At 45.9% G+C, this 23,290-nt stretch carries 19 protein-coding genes; 16 read left to right on the top strand and 3 right to left on the bottom strand.

Annotated features, from left to right (window positions below; all coding sequences use genetic code 11):
* The 5 genes from T2812B_RS04115 to T2812B_RS04095 are packed head-to-tail and all read left to right on the top strand — an operon-like array spanning position 1 to position 5,263.
* Entirely contained in the window at positions 1–546 is a 546-nt protein-coding gene (locus T2812B_RS04115) for a bifunctional nuclease family protein (protein ID WP_004082781.1), read from the top strand.
* Positions 527–1,345 (top strand): polyprenyl synthetase family protein, encoded by an 819-nt coding sequence (locus T2812B_RS04110; protein ID WP_008193971.1) that lies wholly within the window; start codon positions 527–529, stop codon positions 1,343–1,345. The genes T2812B_RS04115 and T2812B_RS04110 overlap by 20 nt, the downstream gene beginning before the upstream one ends.
* On the top strand, positions 1,342–3,657 hold the full coding sequence (locus T2812B_RS04105; RefSeq protein WP_008193970.1) for an alpha/beta hydrolase: 2,316 nt from the start codon (positions 1,342–1,344) through the stop codon (positions 3,655–3,657). The genes T2812B_RS04110 and T2812B_RS04105 overlap by 4 nt, the downstream gene beginning before the upstream one ends.
* The gene (locus T2812B_RS04100) at positions 3,636–4,472 is read left to right on the top strand and encodes a tol-pal system YbgF family protein (protein ID WP_004082787.1); all 837 of its coding nucleotides are present in this window, start codon (positions 3,636–3,638) and stop codon (positions 4,470–4,472) included. The genes T2812B_RS04105 and T2812B_RS04100 overlap by 22 nt, the downstream gene beginning before the upstream one ends.
* Positions 4,473–4,474: 2 nt before the next feature.
* Positions 4,475–5,263, top strand: coding sequence for a DUF368 domain-containing protein (locus T2812B_RS04095; protein WP_004082789.1), 789 nt, complete (start codon positions 4,475–4,477; stop codon positions 5,261–5,263).
* On the opposite strand, the gene ruvA is transcribed toward T2812B_RS04095, so the two are convergent.
* The 3 genes from ruvA to T2812B_RS04080 are packed head-to-tail and all read right to left on the bottom strand — an operon-like array spanning position 5,240 to position 8,279.
* Complete coding sequence (gene ruvA, locus T2812B_RS04090; protein WP_004082791.1) at positions 5,240–5,806, bottom strand: Holliday junction branch migration protein RuvA; 567 nt, start codon at positions 5,804–5,806, stop codon at positions 5,240–5,242. The genes T2812B_RS04095 and ruvA overlap by 24 nt on opposite strands.
* On the bottom strand, positions 5,803–7,095 hold the full coding sequence (locus tag T2812B_RS04085; RefSeq protein ID WP_008193964.1) for a folylpolyglutamate synthase/dihydrofolate synthase family protein: 1,293 nt from the start codon (positions 7,093–7,095) through the stop codon (positions 5,803–5,805). Before T2812B_RS04085 ends, ruvA begins: the two co-directional genes overlap by 4 nt.
* Positions 7,096–7,106: 11 nt before the next feature.
* Complete coding sequence (locus tag T2812B_RS04080; protein ID WP_004082794.1) at positions 7,107–8,279, bottom strand: phosphopentomutase; 1,173 nt, start codon at positions 8,277–8,279, stop codon at positions 7,107–7,109.
* A 91-nt stretch (positions 8,280–8,370) separates the two neighbouring features.
* Between T2812B_RS04080 and leuS the strand changes: the two genes are divergently transcribed.
* The 11 genes from leuS to priA are packed head-to-tail and all read left to right on the top strand — an operon-like array spanning position 8,371 to position 23,122.
* Complete coding sequence (leuS, locus tag T2812B_RS04075) at positions 8,371–10,845, top strand: leucine--tRNA ligase (protein WP_008193960.1); 2,475 nt, start codon at positions 8,371–8,373, stop codon at positions 10,843–10,845.
* Positions 10,846–10,854: 9 nt separating this feature from the next.
* Positions 10,855–11,481, top strand: coding sequence for a redox-sensing transcriptional repressor Rex (locus tag T2812B_RS04070; protein ID WP_008193958.1), 627 nt, complete (start codon positions 10,855–10,857; stop codon positions 11,479–11,481).
* A gap of 1 nt (position 11,482) precedes the next feature.
* Entirely contained in the window at positions 11,483–11,704 is a 222-nt protein-coding gene (locus tag T2812B_RS04065; RefSeq protein ID WP_004082801.1) for a DUF4911 domain-containing protein, read from the top strand.
* Entirely contained in the window at positions 11,701–12,156 is a 456-nt protein-coding gene (locus T2812B_RS04060; protein ID WP_004082803.1) for a YqeG family HAD IIIA-type phosphatase, read from the top strand. Before T2812B_RS04065 ends, T2812B_RS04060 begins: the two co-directional genes overlap by 4 nt.
* Positions 12,153–13,367: an adenosylhomocysteinase gene (locus T2812B_RS04055; protein WP_004082805.1), complete on the top strand. Its 1,215-nt coding sequence runs from the start codon at positions 12,153–12,155 to the stop codon at positions 13,365–13,367. Before T2812B_RS04060 ends, T2812B_RS04055 begins: the two co-directional genes overlap by 4 nt.
* Positions 13,364–16,672 (top strand): reverse gyrase, encoded by a 3,309-nt coding sequence (gene rgy / locus T2812B_RS04050; RefSeq protein WP_231556612.1) that lies wholly within the window; start codon positions 13,364–13,366, stop codon positions 16,670–16,672. The genes T2812B_RS04055 and rgy overlap by 4 nt, the downstream gene beginning before the upstream one ends.
* Positions 16,673–16,675: 3 nt before the next feature.
* Positions 16,676–18,847: a sodium-translocating pyrophosphatase gene (locus tag T2812B_RS04045; protein ID WP_008193952.1), complete on the top strand. Its 2,172-nt coding sequence runs from the start codon at positions 16,676–16,678 to the stop codon at positions 18,845–18,847.
* Positions 18,848–18,905: 58 nt separating this feature from the next.
* Positions 18,906–19,172 (top strand): acyl carrier protein, encoded by a 267-nt coding sequence (locus T2812B_RS04040; protein WP_008193950.1) that lies wholly within the window; start codon positions 18,906–18,908, stop codon positions 19,170–19,172.
* Positions 19,153–20,034, top strand: a complete 882-nt coding sequence (locus T2812B_RS04035; RefSeq protein ID WP_008193947.1) for a DUF89 domain-containing protein — start codon at positions 19,153–19,155, stop codon at positions 20,032–20,034. The genes T2812B_RS04040 and T2812B_RS04035 overlap by 20 nt, the downstream gene beginning before the upstream one ends.
* A gap of 24 nt (positions 20,035–20,058) precedes the next feature.
* Positions 20,059–20,910 (top strand): YitT family protein, encoded by an 852-nt coding sequence (locus T2812B_RS04030; RefSeq protein WP_004082812.1) that lies wholly within the window; start codon positions 20,059–20,061, stop codon positions 20,908–20,910.
* A 1-nt stretch (position 20,911) separates the two neighbouring features.
* Complete coding sequence (gene priA / locus T2812B_RS04025; RefSeq protein WP_008193944.1) at positions 20,912–23,122, top strand: primosomal protein N'; 2,211 nt, start codon at positions 20,912–20,914, stop codon at positions 23,120–23,122.
* Positions 23,123–23,290: the final 168 nt, after the last annotated feature.

The following is a 23,290-nucleotide window of genomic DNA, read 5'->3' as shown; positions in this document are numbered from 1 at the left end:
TTGAGGAAGGCATGGGTGAAGACTCTGGCGCTCGATAGAGTGAGTAACACGCCAGTAGTTATTCTCGGCATCGAAGGTACAAATAGAGTGCTTCCCATCTGGATAGGAGCGTGTGAAGGGCATGCTCTGGCCCTCGCGATGGAGAAGATGGAGTTTCCACGCCCTCTGACTCACGATCTCCTTTTGAGTGTTCTTGAATCTCTTGAAGCACGTGTGGATAAGGTGATCATTCACTCTTTGAAGGATAACACCTTCTACGCAACCCTCGTGATAAGAGATCTCACGTACACGGACGAGGAAGATGAAGAGGCTGCTTTGATAGATATCGATTCCAGACCTTCCGATGCGATCATACTCGCTGTGAAGACCGGGGCACCCATTTTCGTATCGGACAATCTGGTGGAGAAACACTCTATCGAGTTGGAAGTAAACGAAACACAGGATGAAGAAGAGGAGTTCAAGAAATTCGTTGAAAATCTGAACATAGATACGTTCAAACAGATGATAGAAAAGAAGAGGGAAGAAGATGAAGAAGGAGAAAGTTGAAGAAAGAATACGCGAGATCTTGAGGCCTGGATGGGGTCTTCTCACAGAAGAAGCCATGCTGTACTCTGCAACGGTTGGAGGAAAGAGGATCCGTCCTCTCCTCATCTTGACACTGGGTGAGGACTTGGGAGTGGAAGAGGAAAAACTTCTCGATGTAGCAGTAGCCGTTGAACTCTTTCACACGGCTTCTCTGATACACGATGATCTTCCCCCAATAGATAACGCGGATTTTCGAAGAGGGAAACCTTCTTGCCACAGGACCTATGGTGAAGATATCGCCCTTCTTGCGGGAGATGGTCTGTTCTTCCTCGCTTTTTCTCAGATATCTAAAATCGGAAATTCAAAGATTTTTGAAGAGTTTTCGGAAACGGCCTACAAACTTCTTTTGGGGGAAGCGATGGATGTGGAATTCGAAAGAAGAAAGATGGAAGTCTCGCAGGAGATGGTGGAAAGAATGTACGCTTTCAAAACGGGAGCGCTATTTGCCTTCTGTTTTTCAGCTCCATTTATCCTGAAAGAAAAGGATCACACCAGAATGAAACTCCTCGGGGAGAAGTTCGGAGTGGCTTTTCAGATATACGACGATCTGAAAGACATTCTTGGATCCTTCGAAAAGGTGGGAAAGGACCTCGGAAAAGACACAGAAAAAGTGACACTTGTGAAAAAGGTGGGGATTCAGAAAGCTCGTGAGATGGCCGATAAGTATTATGAAGAAGTTTTGAAAGGTATCGAATCAGAAGGTCTCTTTCGCACGCTGTCTCTTCTGAAAGAACTCAAACAGATGGTGGAGGAGAGATGAGTTTTTTAAAAAAACTCCTGGAAATTGTTTTGAAAAGAAAGATACTGTTTTTTACCTTGGTGTTTATAAGCATAACGGTGTTTTTCCTTCTGTTCTTTTTTCAAAAAGAAGGCTCCTTGAAGATTGGAAAAGAAGGAGCGGAGTCTGGTTTCATCAATTTGAGAGTGGAGATACCACCTGGAGCTTTTGGAAAACAAAAGGTTTTGAAGATCACGAGGGTTTCCGATGAAGAAAGAAAGCTTTATCCGGACGTGTTCGTGGGAGATCTTTACAGGGTGGAATTTGCGGATAGTGTAGACGAATTCGCTCTGAAACCGATACGTCTCAAATACTATTTCGACGCCAAATACCTCAGGGGGGAGAATTACAACAATCTTGCCCTTGCGTACGCGACGGAAGACGGTGGATACCGTATCATTCCCGGATCGATGATAGGAAAGGACGAAAGAGGATATTATGTGGAGGCCTTCACGTACCATCTTTCTGTTTTTGGAGTGGTTTTGAGATCGGCCGGTTTTCAAAAACATGGGATAAGGCTTCTGAGGGAAGCTGTGAACAGTTCCGGGCCGGCTGTTCTTCTGGTACCTGGAGAAGATCCTACCTTTGAAGGTGTCGTTAAGGACAACAACATATGGGAGACGATTTTCCCCGACAGAACGATCATGACGTACGAATACGCTCTTTATGAACCACGATCTCTGGCTTACAGTGAGATGTACAGAAGCTTCATAGAAAAGGAAGGAAGAAGAAGCTTCATTGACTTCGAAGCGAATTTTCTCTCCCAAGAGATCTTGAAGTACTCACAGTACGAGTTCGACATCCTTGCACATGGAACGGGTGGATTGATCGTCTTGAGGATGCTGCAACGTCATCCTGAGGTGAACAACATCAGAAAAGTCGTTTTTCTTTCAACGCCAGTTCAGGGTACCAACGTGGTGAATCCCCTCTACTTCTCTTCTATCTTCTACGGCAAAGACCCAGAGGTGTTGGAAGACATATTCGGAATAGAGTGGACAAAGCTGAAGATGTTGACATTGCACATCAGAAATCTCATAGACACCCTGGGTGAGGTGGTGCAGGAAATCCTTCCGGATTCTCAACTTGTGAAAGAACTCGGGGGGTTTTCAAGAAACGATGTGGAAATAGTATCCATCTGTGGAGACACCCCACCTTACGGTGTTGATGTGTCCGGAACGGAACTTGAGAGGTTCTATCCGGAGTTCGTAAAAGGAAGGGGAGATGGTTTCGTTTCCATTCAGTCCTGTCGGGTGGGTAAAGTTGAGCAGTTGAGCGGGAATTTTTACGATCTCTATTCCCGTGAGGAGAACGTAGCCTACATAAGAGAACTTTTGAAGTACGAGGTTCAGGTGTTTTCCGGTTTCAGGAGCGATGATTACGAGGAATACCTTCCATCGAAAAACCCGGAGCTCTCTGAGGAAAGTGCTCAGAAGGTTGTTGAAGTTAAAGAGACGGAAGGTACTGAATTTCCCGTGCTACCAGTTAACATTCTCTTTGAAAACTTTTTAGAACGGATCCGATCTCTGGAGCTTTCTTCCTATCTGTCTGGAGCCCTGGTGGGTAAGGAAGTCTACATCGCTACCGAGTCGGGAGTTTTTGCCTGGGACAAGAAGGTTCTCGACAAGAAAATAGAGTTTTTTAAAAAGATAGAAGATTACGCGTCGTTCGTAGGTGAAGGCGACATTTTCATAATAGACAACATAGGAATAAAGAAATACGCACCCTTTCCTCTTGTCGGTGACATCAGTGACGCTCTAATAACAAGGAACGCGATTATCTATGCCAGGGTGGTTCCGGGTGGTGTGAGGTACTATCTTTTCAGGAATGGAGCGGAAAAACTTATCGCTACCTCTCCCGGTACAACGGTTCGAATGAAATCAGAGAATGGAAACTACCTTCTCATAACGGATGGAGAGGTTGTTGCAATAGGTTCAGATTTCAAAGAAAAAGGAAGAGTGTTAAGTTCTCTGTTCGGAGAGAAGGTGAAGATAGTAGATGCTTCTTTCAAGGACGATGCATTCTATATTTTGCTCAACGATGGATCTATTGCCTTCGTTTCCAGCAGCAGATCGGAAACAAAAAATTACGGTCTCGCTGTTCCAAAAAAGGTCCTGAACTTTCAGGGCAGGATACTGGTTGTTTACGATGGCGTCATTCTGGATCTTTCTGCTGGAAAAGCTCAGCGGTTCGACAGGGGAATTATCGATGTGTTCCCGGGAAATGAGAGTCTTTTCATTGTGTTCGATGAGAAGGTGAGAGTATCGGTAGAAGAGTGGTGGTTGTCAAAGGACTGATTTTGATTTTCATCTTGCTTTCTCTGGTTTCTGTTGCCAACGATCTCTATTCTAGCGCTTTGAGTGCATACCTCGAAGGTGACTACAGAAGGGCACTCGAACTTTTTGAGAATGCGCTTCGAGAGGATCCAACCATTGAAGAAAGAGACCCCCTTGTGAAACTGAAAATGGGAATCTGTGCTTACGCAATAGGTGACTACGAGAAAGCCCGTGCTTACCTTTCGAATTTTCCGGATAACGTAGTGGCACAAGAAATTCTGAAAAGATTGAGTGTCCCGGAAGAGGTCTGGAAAAAGTATATAGAAACCGAGAAGGCAGGTTCTGAATCAAAAAAGGTTGAAGCTACAAAGAGTATCCCTTTCTGGCTGCCGATGGTTGTTTCTGCTGCCACCTTCTTATCAGTTTTCTTTCTTCAAAGGTTCTTGATGAAGCGCCTGGCGATACGCTCTGAGAAGAAATCCAGTATTGCCGAAGAAACTCCAGAAGTTGTTGAGGAACTGCCAGAGGGTACCGTCGAAGAGATTCCCGAGGAGAAACCAAGTGAAACCTTTGCGGAAAAACTCGATTTTCTGGAAGAGCTCCTCGGTAAAGTTCAGGAATCTAATCGTGAAGAATATGTAGATGTCGATGAGGTGAAAAACAGAGCCAGAGAAATTCTCGAAAATTCAGAGGAGATACCAGATGATCTCACGGCAGAAGAAGTGAACCTTGATGTGGAAGAGGTCATCAAAGAGTTGGAAGAGAAAGAAGCGTACGATGAAGAGGATGCAAGGAAGCTAGTTCTTGTGGCCAAGAATAAACTCAGGGAGGAATGAAGGTGTGGTTCTTCTTTTCAGGTGTTCTTATGGGAATAGCGAACGTGGTACCGGGTGTCAGCGGTGGGACAATCGCCGTTCTCATGGGTGTCTATGAGAAACTGATAGAATCCGTGAATTCTTTTTTTCATGGAAATTCGAGATCTCTGAAGGTGCTGATACCTGTGGGAGCTGGTGTTTTGGTGGGAGTATTTGGTATAGCACGCTTCTTAGAAATCTTTCTTTCGAAGTATCCAGTTCCGACACATTTCTTTTTTTTGGGACTCATCATCGTTAGCTTTGTAAAAACAAAGGAATATTTCTCGATCAAACCTGTGAACATATTTTTTGTCTTGCTTGGGATGTTTTTGATTTTTATGTTGCATTTTTCAGGTGAAACAACTGCGAAGGAGAGTATGTTCCTTCTTGTTCTGGGAGGTTTTGTAGCGGCTACGGCCATGGTAGTGCCCGGTATCAGTGGTTCGCTGATCCTTCTGATTTTCGGTGTTTACGATCACGTTCTTTATCTGGTTTCGCACCTGATAATTGGTGAACTTTTGATATTCTCCATCGGAGTTGTCGCCGGAATTCTTGTCTCCGTAAAGATCATGAACTTTCTTTTGAAAAGATTCCGGGAGGAAACTTACAGTTTCATCGGTGGGATGATTCTCGCGTCTCTCTACGAGGTTCTTCCGAAAAAGATGAATACAAACGTCGTTCTGCCATCTGTCTTGAGTCTTGTACTCTCACTAACTCTTGGATTCTTTCTGCTTTACATTGAAAAGAAACTATCTGTGACTCAGAAACTTTAAAGCTTCTTTTATCAACTCGGATGTTTTCATTCCCTCTCTGTACACCTGTTTCACCGCTTCTCTTGCCTGTTTCTCCGGGTATCCCAGTGATACCAGGGCTTCTAAGGATTCATGATAGATTCTCATGTCTTTTATTCCAGCACTTTCGAATTCATCTTTCAGTTCCATCACGATCCGTTCCGCTGTTTTCTTACTGATGCCGGGAAGTTTTGAAAGGCCTTCCACGTCCTGAGAGGCGATCATTGCTACCAGTGTTTCCGCATCTTCGTTCGAGATGATCTTCAGGGCCGTTTTTGGCCCAAGCCTGGAAACCTTTGTGAGAGAAAGGAAGAGTTCCTTCTTCATTTCGTTTGAAAACCCGTAGAGGGTGATGCCATCCTGTGAAACGCTCAAAAATGTGTGAAGAAAACATTCCCCGCCTTCTTTCACTTCCTCACTGGTTTGAACGTCGCAGACGATTTCGAAGACGACACCGGATTTTGTTTCTACGAGGAGAACGTTTCCACTCTTTTTCAGAACCCTTCCGGAGATTCCCGCGATCATAGTTTCCACTCCTCATTTATCTTTCCGGTAGTCAGGAACTCCCTCACGTATCCCACGAGAAACAGTGATCCTGTAACAACTGTGGTTCTTTCAGTGGATTCGATCGCTTCCAGGGGATCTTCTATGACTTCCACGTTTTTGAAGAATTTCTTTGCCATGTCAACAAGGCTGTTCATGTCTTTCATACGAGGTGAAGGAACACGGGTGACTATGACCCTTTCGAAGATTCCGGTGTACTTTCGAAGAATGTCCTCCCGGTTCTTGTCGTCCAGAATACCTATTACCAGGTTCAAGGGTTTGTCGTTGAAGTACAATTTCAGGCTTCTGACAAGGCTTTCCGCTCCGTGAGGGTTGTGCGCTCCATCGAGGATGTACGTCTTCCCGTTTTTCTCTAAGATTTCAAATCTTCCCAGATTCTTCGCATTTTTCAAGCCTTCGCGTATTGCTTTCTCACTCAACGGAAGTCCTGTTGCTTCAAGAGTCTTCAGGGCAACACCGGCGTTTTCTATCTGGTGAGGACCGTTCATTGTCAGGACGAGATCTTCGAAGGTGTTTTCCCCACAGTAATCGAATCTGTTTTCGTGAAGTTTCAGAGATTTAACCTTAACGGAGAAATCTCTGTCTATGACGTACATCCTTGAGCTCTTCTTTCGGGCAACCTCTTCCATCACTTTGAGGGCTTCTCTTTTTCTTTCCCCTGTCACAAGGGGAACTCTTTCTTTTATTATTCCAGATTTTTCCCACGCGATCTGTTCTATGGTGTATCCCAGCGTTTTTTCGTGATCTCTGTCCACCGTGACGATGGTGGAACAAAGAGGGAACACCACGTTCGTTGCGTCCATCCTGCCTCCAAGACCAACTTCCAGGACGGCGATGTCAACGTTTTTTTCCGCAAAGTAGAGGAAAGCCATCGCCGTTACAACTTCAAAAAAGCTTGGGGAGAATATTTCTTCTTTGTCGAGCTCGTTCAGAATCGGCTCCATTTTTTCGTAGATCTTCACCACGTCCTCTTCGGATATGTACTCTTCGTTTAACCTTATCCTTTCTCTGAATGTGCTCAGATGAGGGGAGTAATAGGATCCCACTCTGTACCCTTGAGATATCAAGATATGACTTATCATGTTCGTTACGGAACCTTTCCCATTCGTGCCACCTACGTGTATGGTTTTGTATTTCAGATGGGGATTTCCCAGCTTTGAAAGTAGCATTGAGATCCTCTCAAGACCTGGTTTCACCTTTCCCATAGGTCTTTTGTGGTAGAGATACCTGAGAACTTCGAGGTATGCCATGGTCTCATCTTTCACTCCCATATGAGGTTTTTGAAGGAGGTTCCGTTTTCAAGTGGGGGAACTCCGAAGATATCGGCGATGGTTTGGCCCAGGTCGGCAAAGGTTTCCCTGATGCCAACGTAAACGTCTTTTTTCAGTCTTCCTCCGTATCCAAGGAGGGGGACCATTTCCCGGGAGTGATCCGTTGAGGGAGTTGTGGGATCACATCCGTGATCTGCAGTGATGAAAAGAACGTCGTCCTCATTCAGATTATGCATGATCTCGGGTAATCTCGCGTCGAACTCCTCGAGGGCTTTGGCATAAGAAACGGGGTCGTTTCTGTGGCCGTATTTGGTGTCAAAATCCACAAGATTTGTGAAGATCAGACAGTCATGATTTTTCTCCTTCATGAGTGAGATCGTTTTGTCTATTCCATCGTTGTTGTCCTTCGTCTTGTAATTTTCCGTCACGCCCCTTCCGGCGAATATATCTGCGATCTTGCCAACACCGTAAACGGGTATTCCATTCTCTGTGAGGACATCGAGAAGTGTTTTACCTTCCGGTTCGAGCGAGAAGTCTTTCCTTTCGGGTGTTCGAACGTAGTTGGGCCACTCTCCCGTGAAGGGTCTTGCGATGACTCTGGCAACTTTGTATCCCATTTCGTTCAGAAGTTCCCTGGCGATTTCGCAGTACCTGTAAAGTTCCTCCAGGGGAACGATTTCTTTCTTTGCCGCTATCTGAAACACACTGTCCGCTGATGTGTACACGATCAGAGCACCGGTCTTCTCGTGGATCGGACCGAGTTCTTTTATGATTTCCGTACCGGATGCAGGTTTGTTACCTATGACTTTCCTCCCCGTTCTTCTCTCGAACTCTTCTATCAGTTCCTTGGGAAAGCCTTCCGGAAACAGATCGAACGGCTTCTTGAGGATGACACCCGCTATTTCCCAGTGTCCAGTCGTCGTGTCTTTACCGGGGCTTTTCTCCATCATTTTCCCGTAGATGCCTTCTGCGGGTTTCACAGGTTCAACCCCCGGTATGTCGTCGAGATTGCCGAGCCCCAGCTTTGCCATGTTTGGAAGGTGCAACCCACTTACCGCTTTTGCGGTGTTCACAATGGTGTTGCTCCCTTCATCGCCGTACAGATGAGCGTCGGGCATCTCACCTATTCCCACGCTGTCCAGGACTATCAGTACCACCCTCATCCTTCCAGCTCCTTTCCGAAAAATTCTATCACAAATGGCTGAAAAATCTGATATTATTAACTTTGAGAAGGAAATATCAGGAGGTGTAGACATGAAGGAATACAGACCACAGGAAATAGAGAAAAAATGGCAGGAAGTATGGGAAGAAAAGAAGGTCTTCTATACACCTCAGAGGTCTGAGAAACCCAAGTATTATGCCCTCGTGATGTTTCCGTATCCCTCTGGAACTCTCCACGTAGGGCACGTGAAAAACTACGTCATAGGTGACATAGTTGCAAGATACAAGAGGATGAGAGGATACAACGTCCTTCACCCGTTCGGATACGACGCATTCGGACTTCCCGCCGAGAACGCCGCGATCGAAAAGGGAATTCATCCTGAAGAGTGGACAAGGAAGAACATTGCCACCATTCGGCAGCAGGTGAAAAAACTCGGTATAAGCTACGACTGGAGCAGAGAAATAGCGACCTGCGACGAGGAGTACTACAAGTGGACCCAGTGGATATTTCTCCAGCTCTACAAGAATGGTTTGGCCTACAAGAAAAAGGCGGCTGTCAACTGGTGCCCCAAGTGTAAAACTGTTCTTGCGAACGAGCAGGTGAAAGACGGAAAATGTGAAAGATGTGGAACGAGCGTCACCATAAGGCACCTCGAACAGTGGTTTTTCAAGATCACGGATTACGCGGAAAGACTGCTGAACGACCTGGACAAGCTCACAGGATGGCCGGAGCACGTCAAGACCATGCAGAGAAACTGGATAGGAAAGAGCACCGGTGCGGAAATAGATTTTCCTGTCGAAGGATCGGATACAAAGATCAGGGTCTTCACAACCAGGCCCGACACACTCTGGGGTGTCACTTTCATGGCTCTTGCACCGGAGTCTCCCCTTGTTGAAGAGCTCGTTCCTGAGGAGAAGAAAGAAGAGCTTCAGGAATTCCTTGAACGTGTAAAGCAGCAGGATAGATTCAGAAGAACCTCTGTCGAAGCCGAGAAAGAAGGGTTCTTCCTGGGAAGGTACGCCATAAACCCCGTGACCGGCGAGAGGATACCGATCTACGTGGCAAACTACATCCTCATGGAGTATGGAACGGGTGCCATCATGGGAGTTCCTGCCCACGATCAGAGGGACTTCTCCTTCGCTAAAAAATACGGAATTCCGATAAAGGTTGTGATTAAACCAGCAGACAAAGATCTCGATCCGGAGAAGATGGAAGAAGCCTACGAAGGCGAGGGTATCATGGTGAACTCCGGACCGTTCGATGGAACACCGAGCAGCGAAGGAATAGAAAAAGTCATAAATTGGCTCGAGGAAAAAGGCATTGGAAAGAGGTCGGTCCAGTACAAGTTGAGAGACTGGCTCATATCGAGGCAGAGATACTGGGGCGCTCCAATCCCCATCATCTACTGTGAAAAATGCGGTGTTGTACCCGTTCCAGAAGAGGACCTTCCCGTGAGACTTCCAAAAGACGTGGAATTCCTTCCAACGGGTCAATCTCCTCTTTCTTTCCACGAAGGTTTCAAGAAGACAAAGTGCCCCGTCTGTGGCGGAGAAGCCCAGAGAGAAACGGACACCATGGACACTTTCGTTGATTCTTCCTGGTACTTCCTCAGATACGTGAATCCTCACCTGGAGGATAAGCCGTTCGAGCCTGATGACGTGAACTACTGGTTACCGGTGGATCAGTACATTGGAGGAGTGGAACACGCCGTACTGCATTTGCTGTACTCCAGATTCGTAACCAAGGTACTGCACGATCTGGGTTATCTCAATTTCGACGAACCATTCACCAACCTTTTCACACAGGGAATGATTTACAAAGACGGTGCCAAGATGTCCAAGTCGAAGGGGAACGTGGTGTCCCCGGATGAGATGATAGAGAAATACGGTGCGGATACCTTGAGAATGTACATACTCTTCATGGCACCTCCAGAGAAAGACGCCGAATGGAGTGACGCCGGTATCGAAGGTGTTCACAGATTCGTCAAAAGGCTCTGGAACACTTTCTACACGGTTCTTCCGTTTGTGAAAGAAGAAAACACGGAGAATCTTGTGTTGAAAAACTCCACAGAAAAGGAACTCAGAAGAAAGCTTCACAGTATTATCAAGAAGATAACGGAGGATATAGAAGGTGGATTCAAGTTCAACACCGCTATAAGTGGTCTGATGGAACTCGTGAACCACCTGAGCCAGTACTTGAACAGTGTACCGCAGGAGGAATGGAACAGGAAACTCCTGCGAGAGATAGTAGAGAAACTCACACTCGCTCTTTCACCTTTCGCACCGCACCTTGCAGAGGAGTTCTGGCACGATCTCGGAAACGATAGTCTTGTTGTCCAGCAGTCCTGGCCTTCCTACGATCCAAAAGCGCTCGAAGTGGAGGAAGTAGAAATTGCCATCCAGATAAATGGAAAGGTGAGAGACAAAGTGGTCGTACCAGTGGATATCTCTGAAGAGGATCTGAAAAAGGTCGTCCTCGAAAGAGAAAGGGTCAAGGAATACGTCGATGGCAAACCGATAAAGAAGTTCTTCTATGTAAGGGGAAGAATCGTAAATATCGTGGTATGAGGTGATAGAATGGCGGAAAAGATACCGAAGCCCGTTTCAAAAAGGTTGGTAAGTTACTACATGTGCCTTGAAAGGCTCCTCGATGAGGGTGTAGAGGTGGTATCCTCGGAAGAGCTCGCAAGAAGGCTCGATCTCAAAGCGAGTCAGATAAGAAAGGATCTGTCATATTTTGGAGAGTTTGGAAAGCGCGGGGTTGGTTACAACGTGGAACATCTTTACGATGCGATTGGCGAGATCCTCGGTGTAAAGAAAGAGTGGAAACTGGTCGTTGTGGGAGCTGGAAACATAGGAAGAGCTGTCTCAAACTATGCTGTTATGAGAGAGAAAGGTTTCAAAATAGTAGGAATTTTCGATAGCGATCCGTCAAAGATAGGAAAAGAAGCAGCTCCTGGCCTTACTGTGAGTGATGTGAGTGAACTCGAAAAATTTGTTGAAGAGCACGGTGTCGAAATAGGAGTGATAGCCGTTCCCGCTGAACACGCTCAGGAGATAGCTGAAAGATTGGAAAAAGCAGGCATCAAGGGGATTCTGAATTTCGCCCCCGTGAAGATAAAGGTATCTGTCCCGGTAGAGAACATAGACATAACCGCTTCTTTGAGAGTTCTTACCTTCGAGATTGTGAGGAGGAATTCTTGATATGGAATACGATGTTTACGTGAGGGTTTCAAAAGAGGATGTTCACCTTCTGAACTACCTTCTTGAGGTGGAAGAGCATATGTTCAACATCAGAAAATACGAAGATGGAGTTTTGAAAATTATCACTCCTTTTCCTGAGGAGGCTATAAAGCTCCTTGAAGGATGTAAAGAGATGGTGGATCTTGAAATCCTCGAGGTAAAGGAGAATCCCGGCGAGGCATGAAAGTCGAAAGAGTTGAAAGGGTCGAAGACATAGACTTCGAAGGTCTTTTGAAAGAAGGCTACACCTGTTTCTTTTTTGACTTCGATAACACTCTTGTTCCGTGGAAAGAGAGCAAACTTGAAGAGAGTAAGAGAAGGTTGTTAATCGAACTGGCAAAAAAAGCTCGTGTGGTAGTTGTTTCTAATGGAAAACCAAGAAAGGTCGATCTTCCAGTCATGTTCATCTGGAGGGCGGGGAAGCCTTTCAGTCTGAAGCTTTGGAGATTCCTGAAAAAGGAAAAAATCGATCCAAAGCGCTGTGTGATGATAGGAGATCAGATTTTTACAGATGTGCTCACTGGTAAGATTTTCGGATTTCGTGTGATAAAAGTAGAACCGATCAGTGCGAAAGAATTCTTTGGTACGAAGATTCTGAGGTTCTTCGAAAAAATACTGGAGGGAAAAGTACGATGAACACAGGTGAAATGAAGATAAACTGGGTTTCCAGATACATGCCCCTTCTGAACAAAATCGCCGAGGAGTATTCGAGAGAAAAGCCGCTGTCTGGTTTCACCGTTGGAATGAGCATACACCTTGAAGCAAAAACGGCCTATCTCGCGATTACTCTGTCAAAGCTTGGAGCGAAAGTGGTGATCACAGGAAGCAACCCACTTTCAACACAGGATGATGTGGCGGAAGCGCTCAGATCAAAGGGAATAACCGTTTATGCGAGAAGAACACACGACGAGAGCATCTACCGGGAAAATCTCATGAAAGTTCTCGATGAAAGGCCAGACTTCATAATAGACGACGGAGGAGATCTCACGGTGATTTCTCACACCGAAAGAGAAGAGGTTCTCGAAAATCTCAAAGGGGTATCCGAAGAAACCACGACGGGTGTTAGACGTTTAAAGGCATTGGAAGAGACAGGAAAATTGAGGGTGCCCGTTATCGCTGTGAATGATTCCAAGATGAAGTATCTCTTCGATAACAGATACGGGACGGGTCAGTCCACATGGGACGCCATCATGAGAAACACGAACCTTCTCGTTGCTGGAAAAAACGTTGTGGTGGCGGGATACGGTTGGTGTGGACGAGGGATCGCTCTCCGTGCAGCGGGACTAGGAGCCAGGGTGATCGTGACAGAAGTTGATCCTGTAAAGGCCGTCGAAGCGATCATGGACGGGTTCACAGTTATGCCTATGAAGGAGGCCGTGAAGATTGCCGACTTTGTGATAACGGCCTCAGGAAACACCGACGTTCTCTCAAAGGAAGATATCCTTTCACTCAAAGACGGGGCAGTTCTGGCAAACGCTGGGCATTTCAATGTGGAGATTCCGGTGAGGGTACTGGAAGAAATTGCGGTTGAAAAGTTCGAAGCACGGCCGAACGTGACAGGATACACTCTGGAGAACGGTAAAACAGTCTTTCTTCTTGCGGAGGGAAGGCTGGTCAACCTGGCAGCGGGAGATGGCCACCCAGTAGAAATAATGGATCTGTCCTTTGCACTTCAGATCTTCGCCGTGCTTTATCTTCTTGAAAATCACAGAAAGATGTCACCGAAGGTTTACATGCTCCCAGATGAAATAGACGAAAGAGTGGCCAGGATGAAACTGGATTCTCTGGGAGTAAAGATAGATGAGCTGACAGAGAAACAGAGGAGGTATCTGAGAAGTTGGCAGTGAATTCCAAATACCATCATTCCTGTATCAACTGTGGGGGATTGAACACCGATGAAAGAAACGAAAGGGGACTTCCTTGTGAAGTTTGTCTTCCCGAAGATTCCCCTTCTGACATTTATAGGGCCCTTCTTGAAAGAAAGACTCTGAAGGAGTATCGCTTCTATCATGAATTCTGGAACGAGTACGAAGATTTCAGGAGTTTCTTCAAGAAAAAATTCGGGAAGGATTTGACGGGTTATCAAAGGTTGTGGGCAAAGAGGATCGTTCAGGGAAAGAGTTTCACAATGGTTGCACCAACCGGTGTGGGGAAAACAACTTTTGGGATGATGACGGCCCTGTGGCTGGCAAGGAAAGGAAAAAAATCCGCTCTCGTTTTCCCAACGGTTACTCTGGTGAAGCAAACTCTCGAAAGGCTTCAAAAGCTTGCCGATGAAAAGGTGAAAATCTTCGGTTTTTATTCCTCAATGAAAAAAGAAGAAAAAGAAAAGTTCGAGAAAAGCTTTGAAGAAGACGATTACCATATCCTGGTTTTCTCCACTCAGTTCGTTTCGAAAAACAGAGAAAAGCTTTCCCAAAAAAGATTTGACTTTGTTTTCGTGGACGATGTGGATGCTGTTCTCAAGGCCTCCCGGAACATAGACACTTTGCTCATGATGGTTGGAATACCGGAAGAGATCATAAGAAAGGCTTTCTCGACTATAAAGCAGGGAAAGATTTACGAAAGGCCAAAGAACCTGAAGCCAGGTATTCTTGTGGTTTCTTCTGCCACCGCCAAACCGCGTGGTATAAGGCCCCTTCTCTTCAGAGACCTCCTCAATTTCACCGTCGGAAGGCTGGTTTCGGTAGCAAGAAACATCACCCATGTCAGGATCTCCTCCAGATCGAAAGAAAAACTGGTAGAGCTGCTGGAGATTTTCAGAGATGGGATATTGATCTTCGCACAAACTGAAGAGGAGGGTAAAGAGCTTTATGAGTACTTGAAAAGATTCAAATTCAATGTGGGAGAGACCTGGTCCGAATTTGAGAAGAATTTCGAAGATTTCAAAGTGGGAAAGATCAACATTCTGATAGGTGTTCAGGCGTACTACGGAAAACTGACGAGAGGTGTCGATCTTCCCGAAAGAATAAAATACGTGATCTTCTGGGGAACTCCTTCCATGAGATTTTCACTGGAACTCGACAAAGCACCGAGGTTTGTTCTTGCCAGGGTTTTAAAGGAAATGGGTTTGATAAAAGCTCAGGAGAACCCAGATGTCGAGGAGCTCAGAAAGATAGCGAAAGAGCATTTAACTCAAAAAGAATTCGTTGAGAAAGTGAAAGAAATGTTCAGAGGAGTGGTTGTTAAAGATGAAGACCTGGAGCTGATCATCCCAGATGTTTACACCTACATACAAGCGTCTGGGAGATCCTCCAGAATACTGAACGGTGTGCTGGTCAAGGGTGTTTCTGTGATCTTCGAAGAAGACGAGGAGATTTTCGAATCGCTGAAAACAAGACTCCTTCTCATCGCAGAAGAAGAAATAATAGAAGAGGCCGAAGCGAACTGGAAAGAATTGGTTCACGAGGTAGAGGAAAGCAGGAGAAGAAGCGAAAGGGAACTGACCGACACGTCAAGATCCCTTCTGATCATCGTGGAGTCTCCGACCAAAGCAGAAACACTCTCCAGATTCCTTGGAAGGGCTTCTTCTCGGAAAGAGAGAAACATAATTGTCCATGAAGCGGTGACAGGCGAGGGAGTGATACTCTTCACCGCGACGAGGGGACACGTCTACGATCTTGTTACAAAGGGAGGAATTCACGGAGTAGAGGAAGAAAATGGAAAATTCGTTCCCGTGTACAACTCTCTGAAAAGATGCAGAGATTGTGGATACCAGTTCACGGAGGATAGGGATGAGTGTCCTGTATGTTCTTCGAAAAACATAGATGATAAGACAGAAACGCTCAGAGCTCTAAGAGAGATTTCACTGGAGGCAGATGAAATCCTTGTGGCAACAGACCCGGATGTTGAAGGAGAGAAAATATCCTGGGATGTGACTCAGTATCTTCTTCCGTCCACCAGATCTTTGAGGAGAATAGAAATGCACGAAATCACAAGGTACGGTTTCAAAAAGGCAAGGGAAAGCGTCCGGTTCGTTGATTTCAATCTGGTGAAGGCACAGATCGTGAGGAGAGTGCAGGACAGGTGGATAGGGTTTGAACTCAGTGGAAAACTGCAGAAAAGATTTGGAAGATCGAATCTCTCGGCAGGCCGGGTGCAATCCACCGTTCTGGGATGGATAGTAGAGAGAGAAGAAGAATACAAAAAGAGCGAAAAAGATTTCACTCTCCTTGTTCTGGAAAACGGTGTGAATCTGGAAGTCGAAGGGAAAATCGCAGACGATGTGGTAACCGTTGTGGAACTACAGGAAGCCGAAGAAGAAAAAAATCCGCTACCACCATACACAACATCTTCGGCACTATCAGAGATTTCACAAAAATTGCGGCTCGGTGTTCAAGAAGTGATGGACATCCTTCAAGATCTTTTTGAAAAAGGTTTCATCACCTATCACAGAACGGATTCAACAAGAATTTCTCTTGAGGGTCAGAACGTCGCGCGAACCTACCTCAGGAAGATAGGAAAAGAGGATATATTCATGGGAAGAAGCTGGTCAACAGAAGGCGCTCACGAGGCGATAAGGCCCGTGAAGCCTATAGATGCCAGGGAACTTGAGGAGATGATCGAAGAAGGTTTGATAGCCGATCTCACCAAGAAACATTTGAGAGTTTATGAACTCATCTTCAACCGCTTTCTTGCCAGTCAATCCGCGGCTGTGAAGGTGAAAAAACAGATCGTGACAGTCGATGTGGATGGTAAGCGGATGGGAATAGAACAGATAGTCGAGATTTTGAGAGACGGCTGGAATCTCTTCGTGCCGTTAACAGTTTCTCCAAGATTTGAACACAGAACCTACAAGATAAAAGAAAAAAAGTTTTACAAAAAACACACCGTTCCTCTCTTCACTCAGGCTTCTATTGTGGAAGAAATGAAGAAAAGAGGTATTGGAAGACCTTCTACTTATGCAAAAATAGTAGAGGTACTTTTCAGAAGAGGCTATGTGTACGAAGACAAATACAAGAGAGTTCGACCAACCAGATTTGGTGTGATGGTCTATTCCTATCTGAAAGAGCGTTATGAGAAATACGTCACAGAAGAGACCACACGAAGATTAGAGGAGATCATGGATAAGGTGGAAAGGGGAGAGAAAGATTATCAAGCAACTCTGAGGCTTTTATATGAAGAAATAAAATCTCTCATGGAGGAGGGGTAATGTATGTGGCTGCTCTTTTTAATTCCGCTTGTTGCACTCGGTTTTGCTGCCGCAAACTTCGCAGCCGTCGTCAGAAAACCAGAGGGGACCGAGCGGATGAAAGAGATTTCCTCCTACATCAGAAGTGGAGCAGATTCCTTCCTTGCACACGAAACAAAAGCTATTTTCAAAGTTGCCATCGTCATAGCGATACTCCTCATGATTTTCACAACCTGGCAGACGGGTGTGGCGTTTCTCCTGGGAGCCGTTATGAGTGCATCTGCTGGTATCGTGGGAATGAAGATGGCCACCAGGGCAAACGTCAGGGTGGCGGAGGCTGCAAGAACCACAAAGAAGATAGGTCCCGCTTTGAAAGTGGCGTATCAAGGCGGAAGCGTTATGGGTCTTTCCGTTGGTGGATTCGCTCTGCTTGGACTCGTCCTGGTGTATCTGATTTTCGGAAAGTGGATGGGACAGGTGGACAATCTGAACATATACACGAACTGGCTTGGAATAAACTTTGTTCCTTTTGCGATGACCGTTTCTGGATACGCCCTTGGATGTTCAATCATTGCCATGTTCGATAGGGTCGGTGGAGGAGTTTACACGAAGGCCGCTGATATGGCAGCCGACCTCGTTGGGAAAACCGAATTGAACCTCCCGGAAGACGATCCCAGGAATCCGGCAACGATCGCAGACAATGTGGGAGACAACGTGGGAGACGTTGCGGGGCTCGGAGCGGACCTTTTGGAGAGCTTTGTTGGAGCGATAGTTTCTTCCATAATCCTCGCTTCTTACATGTTCCCGATCTACGTTCAGAAGATAGGTGAGAATCTGGTACATCAGGTACCGAAAGAAACGATACAGGCGCTCATCAGCTATCCTATCTTCTTTGCTCTTGTTGGTCTTGGCTGTTCGATGCTTGGAATACTCTATGTGATCGTAAAGAAGCCATCTGATAATCCTCAAAGAGAACTCAACATCAGCCTCTGGACATCCGCGCTGCTCACAGTTGTCCTCACAGCCTTTCTGACGTATTTCTATCTGAAAGATCTTCAGGGACTCGATGTAGTCGGATTCCGATTTGGAGCCATCTCACCCTGGTTCTCAGCGATCATAGGCATCTTCTCAGGGATTCTCATAGGATTCTGGGCCGAGTACTACACGAGCTATCGCTACAAACCGACCCAGTTTCTGAGTAAATCTTCTATCGAAGGAACCGGAATGGTCATTTCGAACGGACTTTCGCTTGGTATGAAGAGCGTGTTTCCTCCCACTCTAACACTTGTTCTTGGTATTCTTTTTGCTGATTATTTTGCGGGTCTCTACGGTGTGGCGATTGCCGCGCTTGGAATGCTTTCGTTCGTTGCAACATCCGTTTCTGTTGACAGCTACGGTCCCATTGCGGACAACGCGGGCGGAATAAGCGAAATGTGTGAACTGGATCCCGAAGTCAGGAAGATCACGGATCACCTCGACGCGGTCGGTAACACCACCGCAGCCATAGGAAAAGGATTCGCTATAGGATCCGCTATCTTTGCAGCGCTTTCGCTCTTTGCGTCTTACATGTTCTCCCAGATCAGTCCTTCTGATATTGGGAAGCCTCCTTCACTCGTGCTTCTTCTGAACATGCTCGATGCGAGGGTCATAGCAGGCGCCCTCCTTGGTGCAGCCATCACATATTACTTCAGTGGATATCTTATTTCGGCAGTTACCAAGGCAGCTATGAAGATGGTGGATGAGATCAGAAGACAGGCTCGAGAGATCCCAGGACTGCTGGAAGGTAAGGCCAAGCCTGACTACAACAGGTGTATTGAGATCACAAGCGACAACGCTCTGAAGCAGATGGGTTATCCTGCGTTCATAGCGATTCTCACACCGCTTGTGACTGGTTTTCTCCTCGGAGCGGAGTTTGTTGGAGGAGTGTTGATAGGAACGGTCCTCAGTGGTGCGATGCTCGCAATTCTGACGGCCAATTCTGGAGGAGCCTGGGACAACGCGAAGAAGTACCTGGAAGCGGGTAATTTGGAAGGGTACGGAAAAGGTTCCGAGCCGCACAAAGCGCTGGTTATAGGAGACACGGTTGGAGATCCTCTCAAGGACACCGTTGGACCTTCTCTTGACATTCTCATAAAGATCATGTCGGTGGTCTCGGTGATAGCTGTCTCCATATTCAAACACGTTCACCTGTTCTGATAAACGGGGGCTTCGGCCCCCTTTAAAATTGTGATAGGATTTCATGGGGGGACTTCACGTGGAAAGAAAAAAGCTCATTGCGAAATTTGTCGAAATCGCGTCAGAGAAAATGGGAAAAGATCTTGAAACGGTTGATGAGGAAAACACATTTGAAGAGCTCGGATTCGATTCGATAGACGTGATAGATCTTGTGATGTTCTTCGAGGATGAATTTGCCTTGAGAATAGAAGATGAGGAAATATCGAAAATCCGGAAGGTTAAGGATTTGATCGATATCGTAATCAAGAAGCTGGAGGAGATCGACGATGAGGTATCTGAGGGCTGACGAAAGGTGTCTGATCTGCAGTCTCAGACAGGCGGAGAATCTTCTGAAGAAAACCATCACTTCTCCCGAAAAGAGATGGGTGATCTTCAGAGAAGTTTTCAGGATTATGAGTGAGATGAAGTGGGGTATGAAGCCTCTCGAAGTTAACGGAGAGGTTCACAGGTTCATAATGGAGTACATAAAGGAAGAAGATCCTTTCAAAGAGGAGAAAAGAAGATCGAACGATATGGCCATAAAACTCGTTGAAATGTTCAGGCCAGAAATTTTGAACTCTCCTGACCCTGTGTATTCCGCCGCAAAGCTCGCTGTTTCTGGGAATCTGATAGATCTCGGGATACCGGGATGGAGTGTTGATGAAATCTTTGAAAAACTACACGAGGCTTACGAAAGGCCGTTCGACAGAGAAGACTTCGAGGAATTCAGGAATGTGTTGATGAACGCTTCCACTCTGTTCTATGTGGCTGACAACGCGGGAGAAATCGTGTTTGACAAGTTCTTCATAGAAGTCCTGAAGATGGAGAATCCATCGCTGGAGGTAGTTGTGGCGGTTCGTGGCAAACCCATTATCAACGATGCAACCATCGAGGACGCAAAGTACATCGGTCTGGAAGAGATCGCCACTGTTATTAGCTCTGGAGTGGACGAACCTGGTGTCATGCTTGACAAAGCAAGTGAGGAGTTCAGAAAGGCATTCTTTGAGTTCGATGTTGTGATCTCCAAAGGCCAGGGAAACTTCGAAGGTCTCTACGAAGAGGAGAAAAAGAATCTCTTCTTCCTCCTGACAGCAAAGTGTGATTTCGTTGCCGAAGTACTGAACGTTCCTCTGGGCGGTAAGGTCTTCATCTCTTCTTCCTCCCTCTGATTTCTCTCGTGGAGGTGAAAGAAGTTGATAGAAAAAATCAAAGAGTACGTGCTGAGTACTCTTGGAACGTTGATCACTGCCGTTGGACTCGTTGTTTTCCTCATACCGAACGATATAGCGGCTGGTGGAGTGAGTGGACTTTCGATAATACTTCACAGTTTCGTACCGATCCCCGTTGGTGTGTGGATGTACATACTCAACGGTTTGCTCTTTTTGATAGCTTTCTTGACGATAGGTTTTGATTTCAGCGCGAAGACTATTTATTGCACCTTTGTTTTTAACTTCTTCGTGGATCTTTTCGACCGCATTATTCCCCTTCCAAAGTACACCGGTGATGATCTGTTTCTTGCCGTGTTTTTTGGAACCATCCTCACAGCTTCCGGCCTTGCCATAACTTTCTCCCAGAACGCTTCCACAGGAGGAACGGATATTCTGGCCAGGATTCTGAACAAGTACTTCTGGATATCTATGGGAACGGGGCTGCTCATGGTGGATGTCGCGATAGCGGTGCTTGCAGGACTTGTTTTCAGTGCCAGAACAGGCATGTACGCACTTCTTGGAGTTATTTTGAACGGTATAATGGTGGATTTCATGATGAGAGGTATTGAGCAGTCGAGTGAGGTGATCATTATCTCTGAAAAATGCGATGATATAAAAGACTTTGTGCTGAACGTTCTTCAAAGAGGAGCTACTTACATTCCCGCAAAGGGAGCTTACACCGGCAAAGAAAGGAAGATACTTCTGGTGGTGGTGAGGAGAAGGGAATTGAACGAACTGATCAGGTTCATAAAGAAGGCTGATCCAAAAGCCTTCGTCATAATCAAGGAAGTGAGGCAGGCCCTTGGAGAAGGGTTCAAAGAACTGGAGGAGTTGTGAGATGTACTACAAGGTGGCTGTCTCTGGTTCGGGAAAAGTGCTGAATGTTTTCTCTTCAGAAGAGCTTTTGACTGGTGAAAGAGTGTGGTTGAAGTGGCGAAACGAAAAAGTCAAGGGCTACGTACTGGAACGATCATTTTCACACGAAAACGAAGCAACGCTCAGTGAAAGGGACGGTAAAAGTTTTCTAAGCGAAGGACATGTGAAAACAGCAGAATGGGTGTCTGAAAGGTTTTTCTCACCCGTAGGAATGGTTTTCGATCTGTTTTTCCCACAGGGTATCGACGATTACAAAGAGGAAGTGGTTGTTTCGGAAAGCCCGTTTTTGGATTTCGACAGGATGACTCTGCGCGATTTTCTTGAAAATTTCGGGGAAAAAGCTCTGAAAGAAATGGTGAAAAAAGGCCTGGTGAGGGTGGAGAAAAATTTCTATGTGAAAGAGCCAAGACCTCGTGTGAAAAAGCGATTGTTTCTGAAGAAGAGAATAAGTGAAATTATTCGAGAACATCTAACTGTGAAGCAGAGAATGGTGGTGGAATACCTTCAATTCAACGATGGGGTCCCTCTTGAGGAGCTGCTGGAGGATCTGGAGGTTTCAAAGAGTGTGATTGAAACTCTTCAAAGGAAGAATATAGTAGAAATAGTGAGTGGTGACGTTTTTCCAAAAAAGAGAAGGATCCTTCGCGGTGATTTCAAAGGAAATATCTCGAAGGAAAATCTTTTTTTTGGTCCTACTGGAAGTGGAAAAACCGAGGCTTTGTTCGAGTTGATCGATGTGTATTCGAGGAAAGGAACTGTGCTTTTCCTCGTACCGGAAGTTTCCGTCCTCACCCACACGCTTTCACGTCTGAAGGGAGCCTTCCCGGACTTGAAAATAGGGATTTATCACAGCTACCTTTCCAGAGCGAGGAAAAATCTGGAGTGGTACAAAGCGGCTAGTGGAAAAATCGATGTGCTTTTGGGAACACGCAGTGCTGTTTTTGTTCCAGTTAAGAATCTTTCTCTCTTGATAGTCGACGAAGAACACGATGAGAGTTTTTATCAACACACTCGACCTTCTTACGATGCCGTCATGGTTGCAAGGAAAATCTCTGAAGTTTTCGATGTTCCAATAATTCTGTCTTCTGCAACACCGGATTTGTGGACCTACAGAGAGGCAAAAGAGGGTCGCATCAGAACGTTCAATTTTACGAGAAGGTTCGGGAATCTGTCTGTGGAAGTTGTCGATATGCGAAATGAAGAGAAGATAGGAAGTTTTGCGAAAAAGACCCTTGACAGAATAGAGGAGACCCTCGAGGAAGGCAAGAGAGTTCTCATCTACGTAAGGAGAAAAGGTTTCTGGGGCCGCGTCCAGTGTGAAGTGTGTGGGTACGTGCTCAAATGTGAAAATTGTGATGTGTCTCTGGTGTACCATTCAGATACGCATTCCTTGAAATGTCATCAATGTGGGCGTGAGTACGGATTGGTTGAATCCTGTCCTCGCTGTGGAGGGCGTCTTGTCGGAAGAACAGCGGGAACAGAAAGAGTGGAAAGGGAACTGAAAAGGTACTTTCCGACTCGCAGGATAGCGAGAGTCGATAGAGAGGTTGTCGATAACATCATGGAGCTGGAAAGTTACATAGACAAATTGATCAGAGGCGAGATAGATATACTCGTTGGAACCAGGTTGATCACAAAGAGTCTCAGTGTACCCGAAATAGGTCTCGTATGTATCATGGATGTGGATTCTTTGATCTTCAACCCTGATTATTCGTCTTCGCTTCGTACGTTTCAGTTGATCGTTCAGGCACTTGGGAGAGCATCAAGAGGAGATCAGGGGAAGGCGATTATCCAGACTTACAACCCGGAGGACACGATCATCAGAAAAGCTCTGGAAGAAGATGTGAACGGTTTTTATGCCGAAGAACTCGAAAGAAGAAAAGCCCTTGGTTATCCTCCATACCGTCACCTCATCCAGGTTGCTGTGAAGTCCAAGAATCCGGAAGTTGGAAAGAATTCTCTGACTTCTCTAAAAGAATTTCTGAAAGGCGAGGAGGTTCTTGGACCCGTCGAGCACTGGGTTTTCAAACTGAGAGGATTCTACAGGCACCATCTCATTGTGAAAACAGAAGACTTGGAGAGAGTACTTCCGAAACTGGAAAAAGCGTTGAGAATACTGGGAATCGATGCGATTGTTCGGGTCGATCCACCCACGCTCGAGGTATCGGATTAATCTTGATGTTACTTTATCGTATCTTTTTCTTAATTGAAAGAGGTTGAAGGGGATGCTATTATTAATCTCGGCGACGTTGAGATGAAGGGTCTTCAGAAAGCGGAAAAGAAGAATAGAACCCGGAAAGAGAAGTTACGAACTCAGAGTCGAAGCAAACTTCAAGGTTCT

It is taken from the genome of Thermotoga sp. 2812B (assembly GCF_000789335.1).
Classification (GTDB): Bacteria; Thermotogota; Thermotogae; order Thermotogales; family Thermotogaceae; genus Thermotoga; species Thermotoga maritima.
The sequence above is the reverse complement of the archived record's forward strand: the minus strand, read 5'-3'. Positions and strand labels throughout refer to the sequence as shown.

Excerpts from the sequence above, each read along its gene's own strand:
- T2812B_RS04110 (WP_008193971.1), top strand. The coding sequence starts at position 527 with ATGAAGAAGGAGAAAGTTGAAGAAAGAATACGCGAGATCTTGAGGCCT.
- T2812B_RS04105 (WP_008193970.1), top strand. The coding sequence starts at position 1,342 with ATGAGTTTTTTAAAAAAACTCCTGGAAATTGTTTTGAAAAGAAAGATA.
- ruvA (WP_004082791.1), bottom strand. The coding sequence starts at position 5,806 with ATGATCGCGGGAATCTCCGGAAGGGTTCTGAAAAAGAGTGGAAACGTT.
- T2812B_RS04085 (WP_008193964.1), bottom strand. The coding sequence starts at position 7,095 with ATGGCATACCTCGAAGTTCTCAGGTATCTCTACCACAAAAGACCTATG.
- T2812B_RS04080 (WP_004082794.1), bottom strand. The coding sequence starts at position 8,279 with ATGAGGGTGGTACTGATAGTCCTGGACAGCGTGGGAATAGGTGAGATG.
- leuS (WP_008193960.1), top strand. The coding sequence starts at position 8,371 with ATGAAGGAATACAGACCACAGGAAATAGAGAAAAAATGGCAGGAAGTA.
- T2812B_RS04070 (WP_008193958.1), top strand. The coding sequence starts at position 10,855 with ATGGCGGAAAAGATACCGAAGCCCGTTTCAAAAAGGTTGGTAAGTTAC.
- T2812B_RS04065 (WP_004082801.1), top strand. The coding sequence starts at position 11,483 with ATGGAATACGATGTTTACGTGAGGGTTTCAAAAGAGGATGTTCACCTT.
- T2812B_RS04060 (WP_004082803.1), top strand. The coding sequence starts at position 11,701 with ATGAAAGTCGAAAGAGTTGAAAGGGTCGAAGACATAGACTTCGAAGGT.
- T2812B_RS04055 (WP_004082805.1), top strand. The coding sequence starts at position 12,153 with ATGAACACAGGTGAAATGAAGATAAACTGGGTTTCCAGATACATGCCC.
- T2812B_RS04045 (WP_008193952.1), top strand. The coding sequence starts at position 16,676 with ATGTGGCTGCTCTTTTTAATTCCGCTTGTTGCACTCGGTTTTGCTGCC.
- T2812B_RS04035 (WP_008193947.1), top strand. The coding sequence starts at position 19,153 with ATGAGGTATCTGAGGGCTGACGAAAGGTGTCTGATCTGCAGTCTCAGA.
- priA (WP_008193944.1), top strand. The coding sequence starts at position 20,912 with ATGTACTACAAGGTGGCTGTCTCTGGTTCGGGAAAAGTGCTGAATGTT.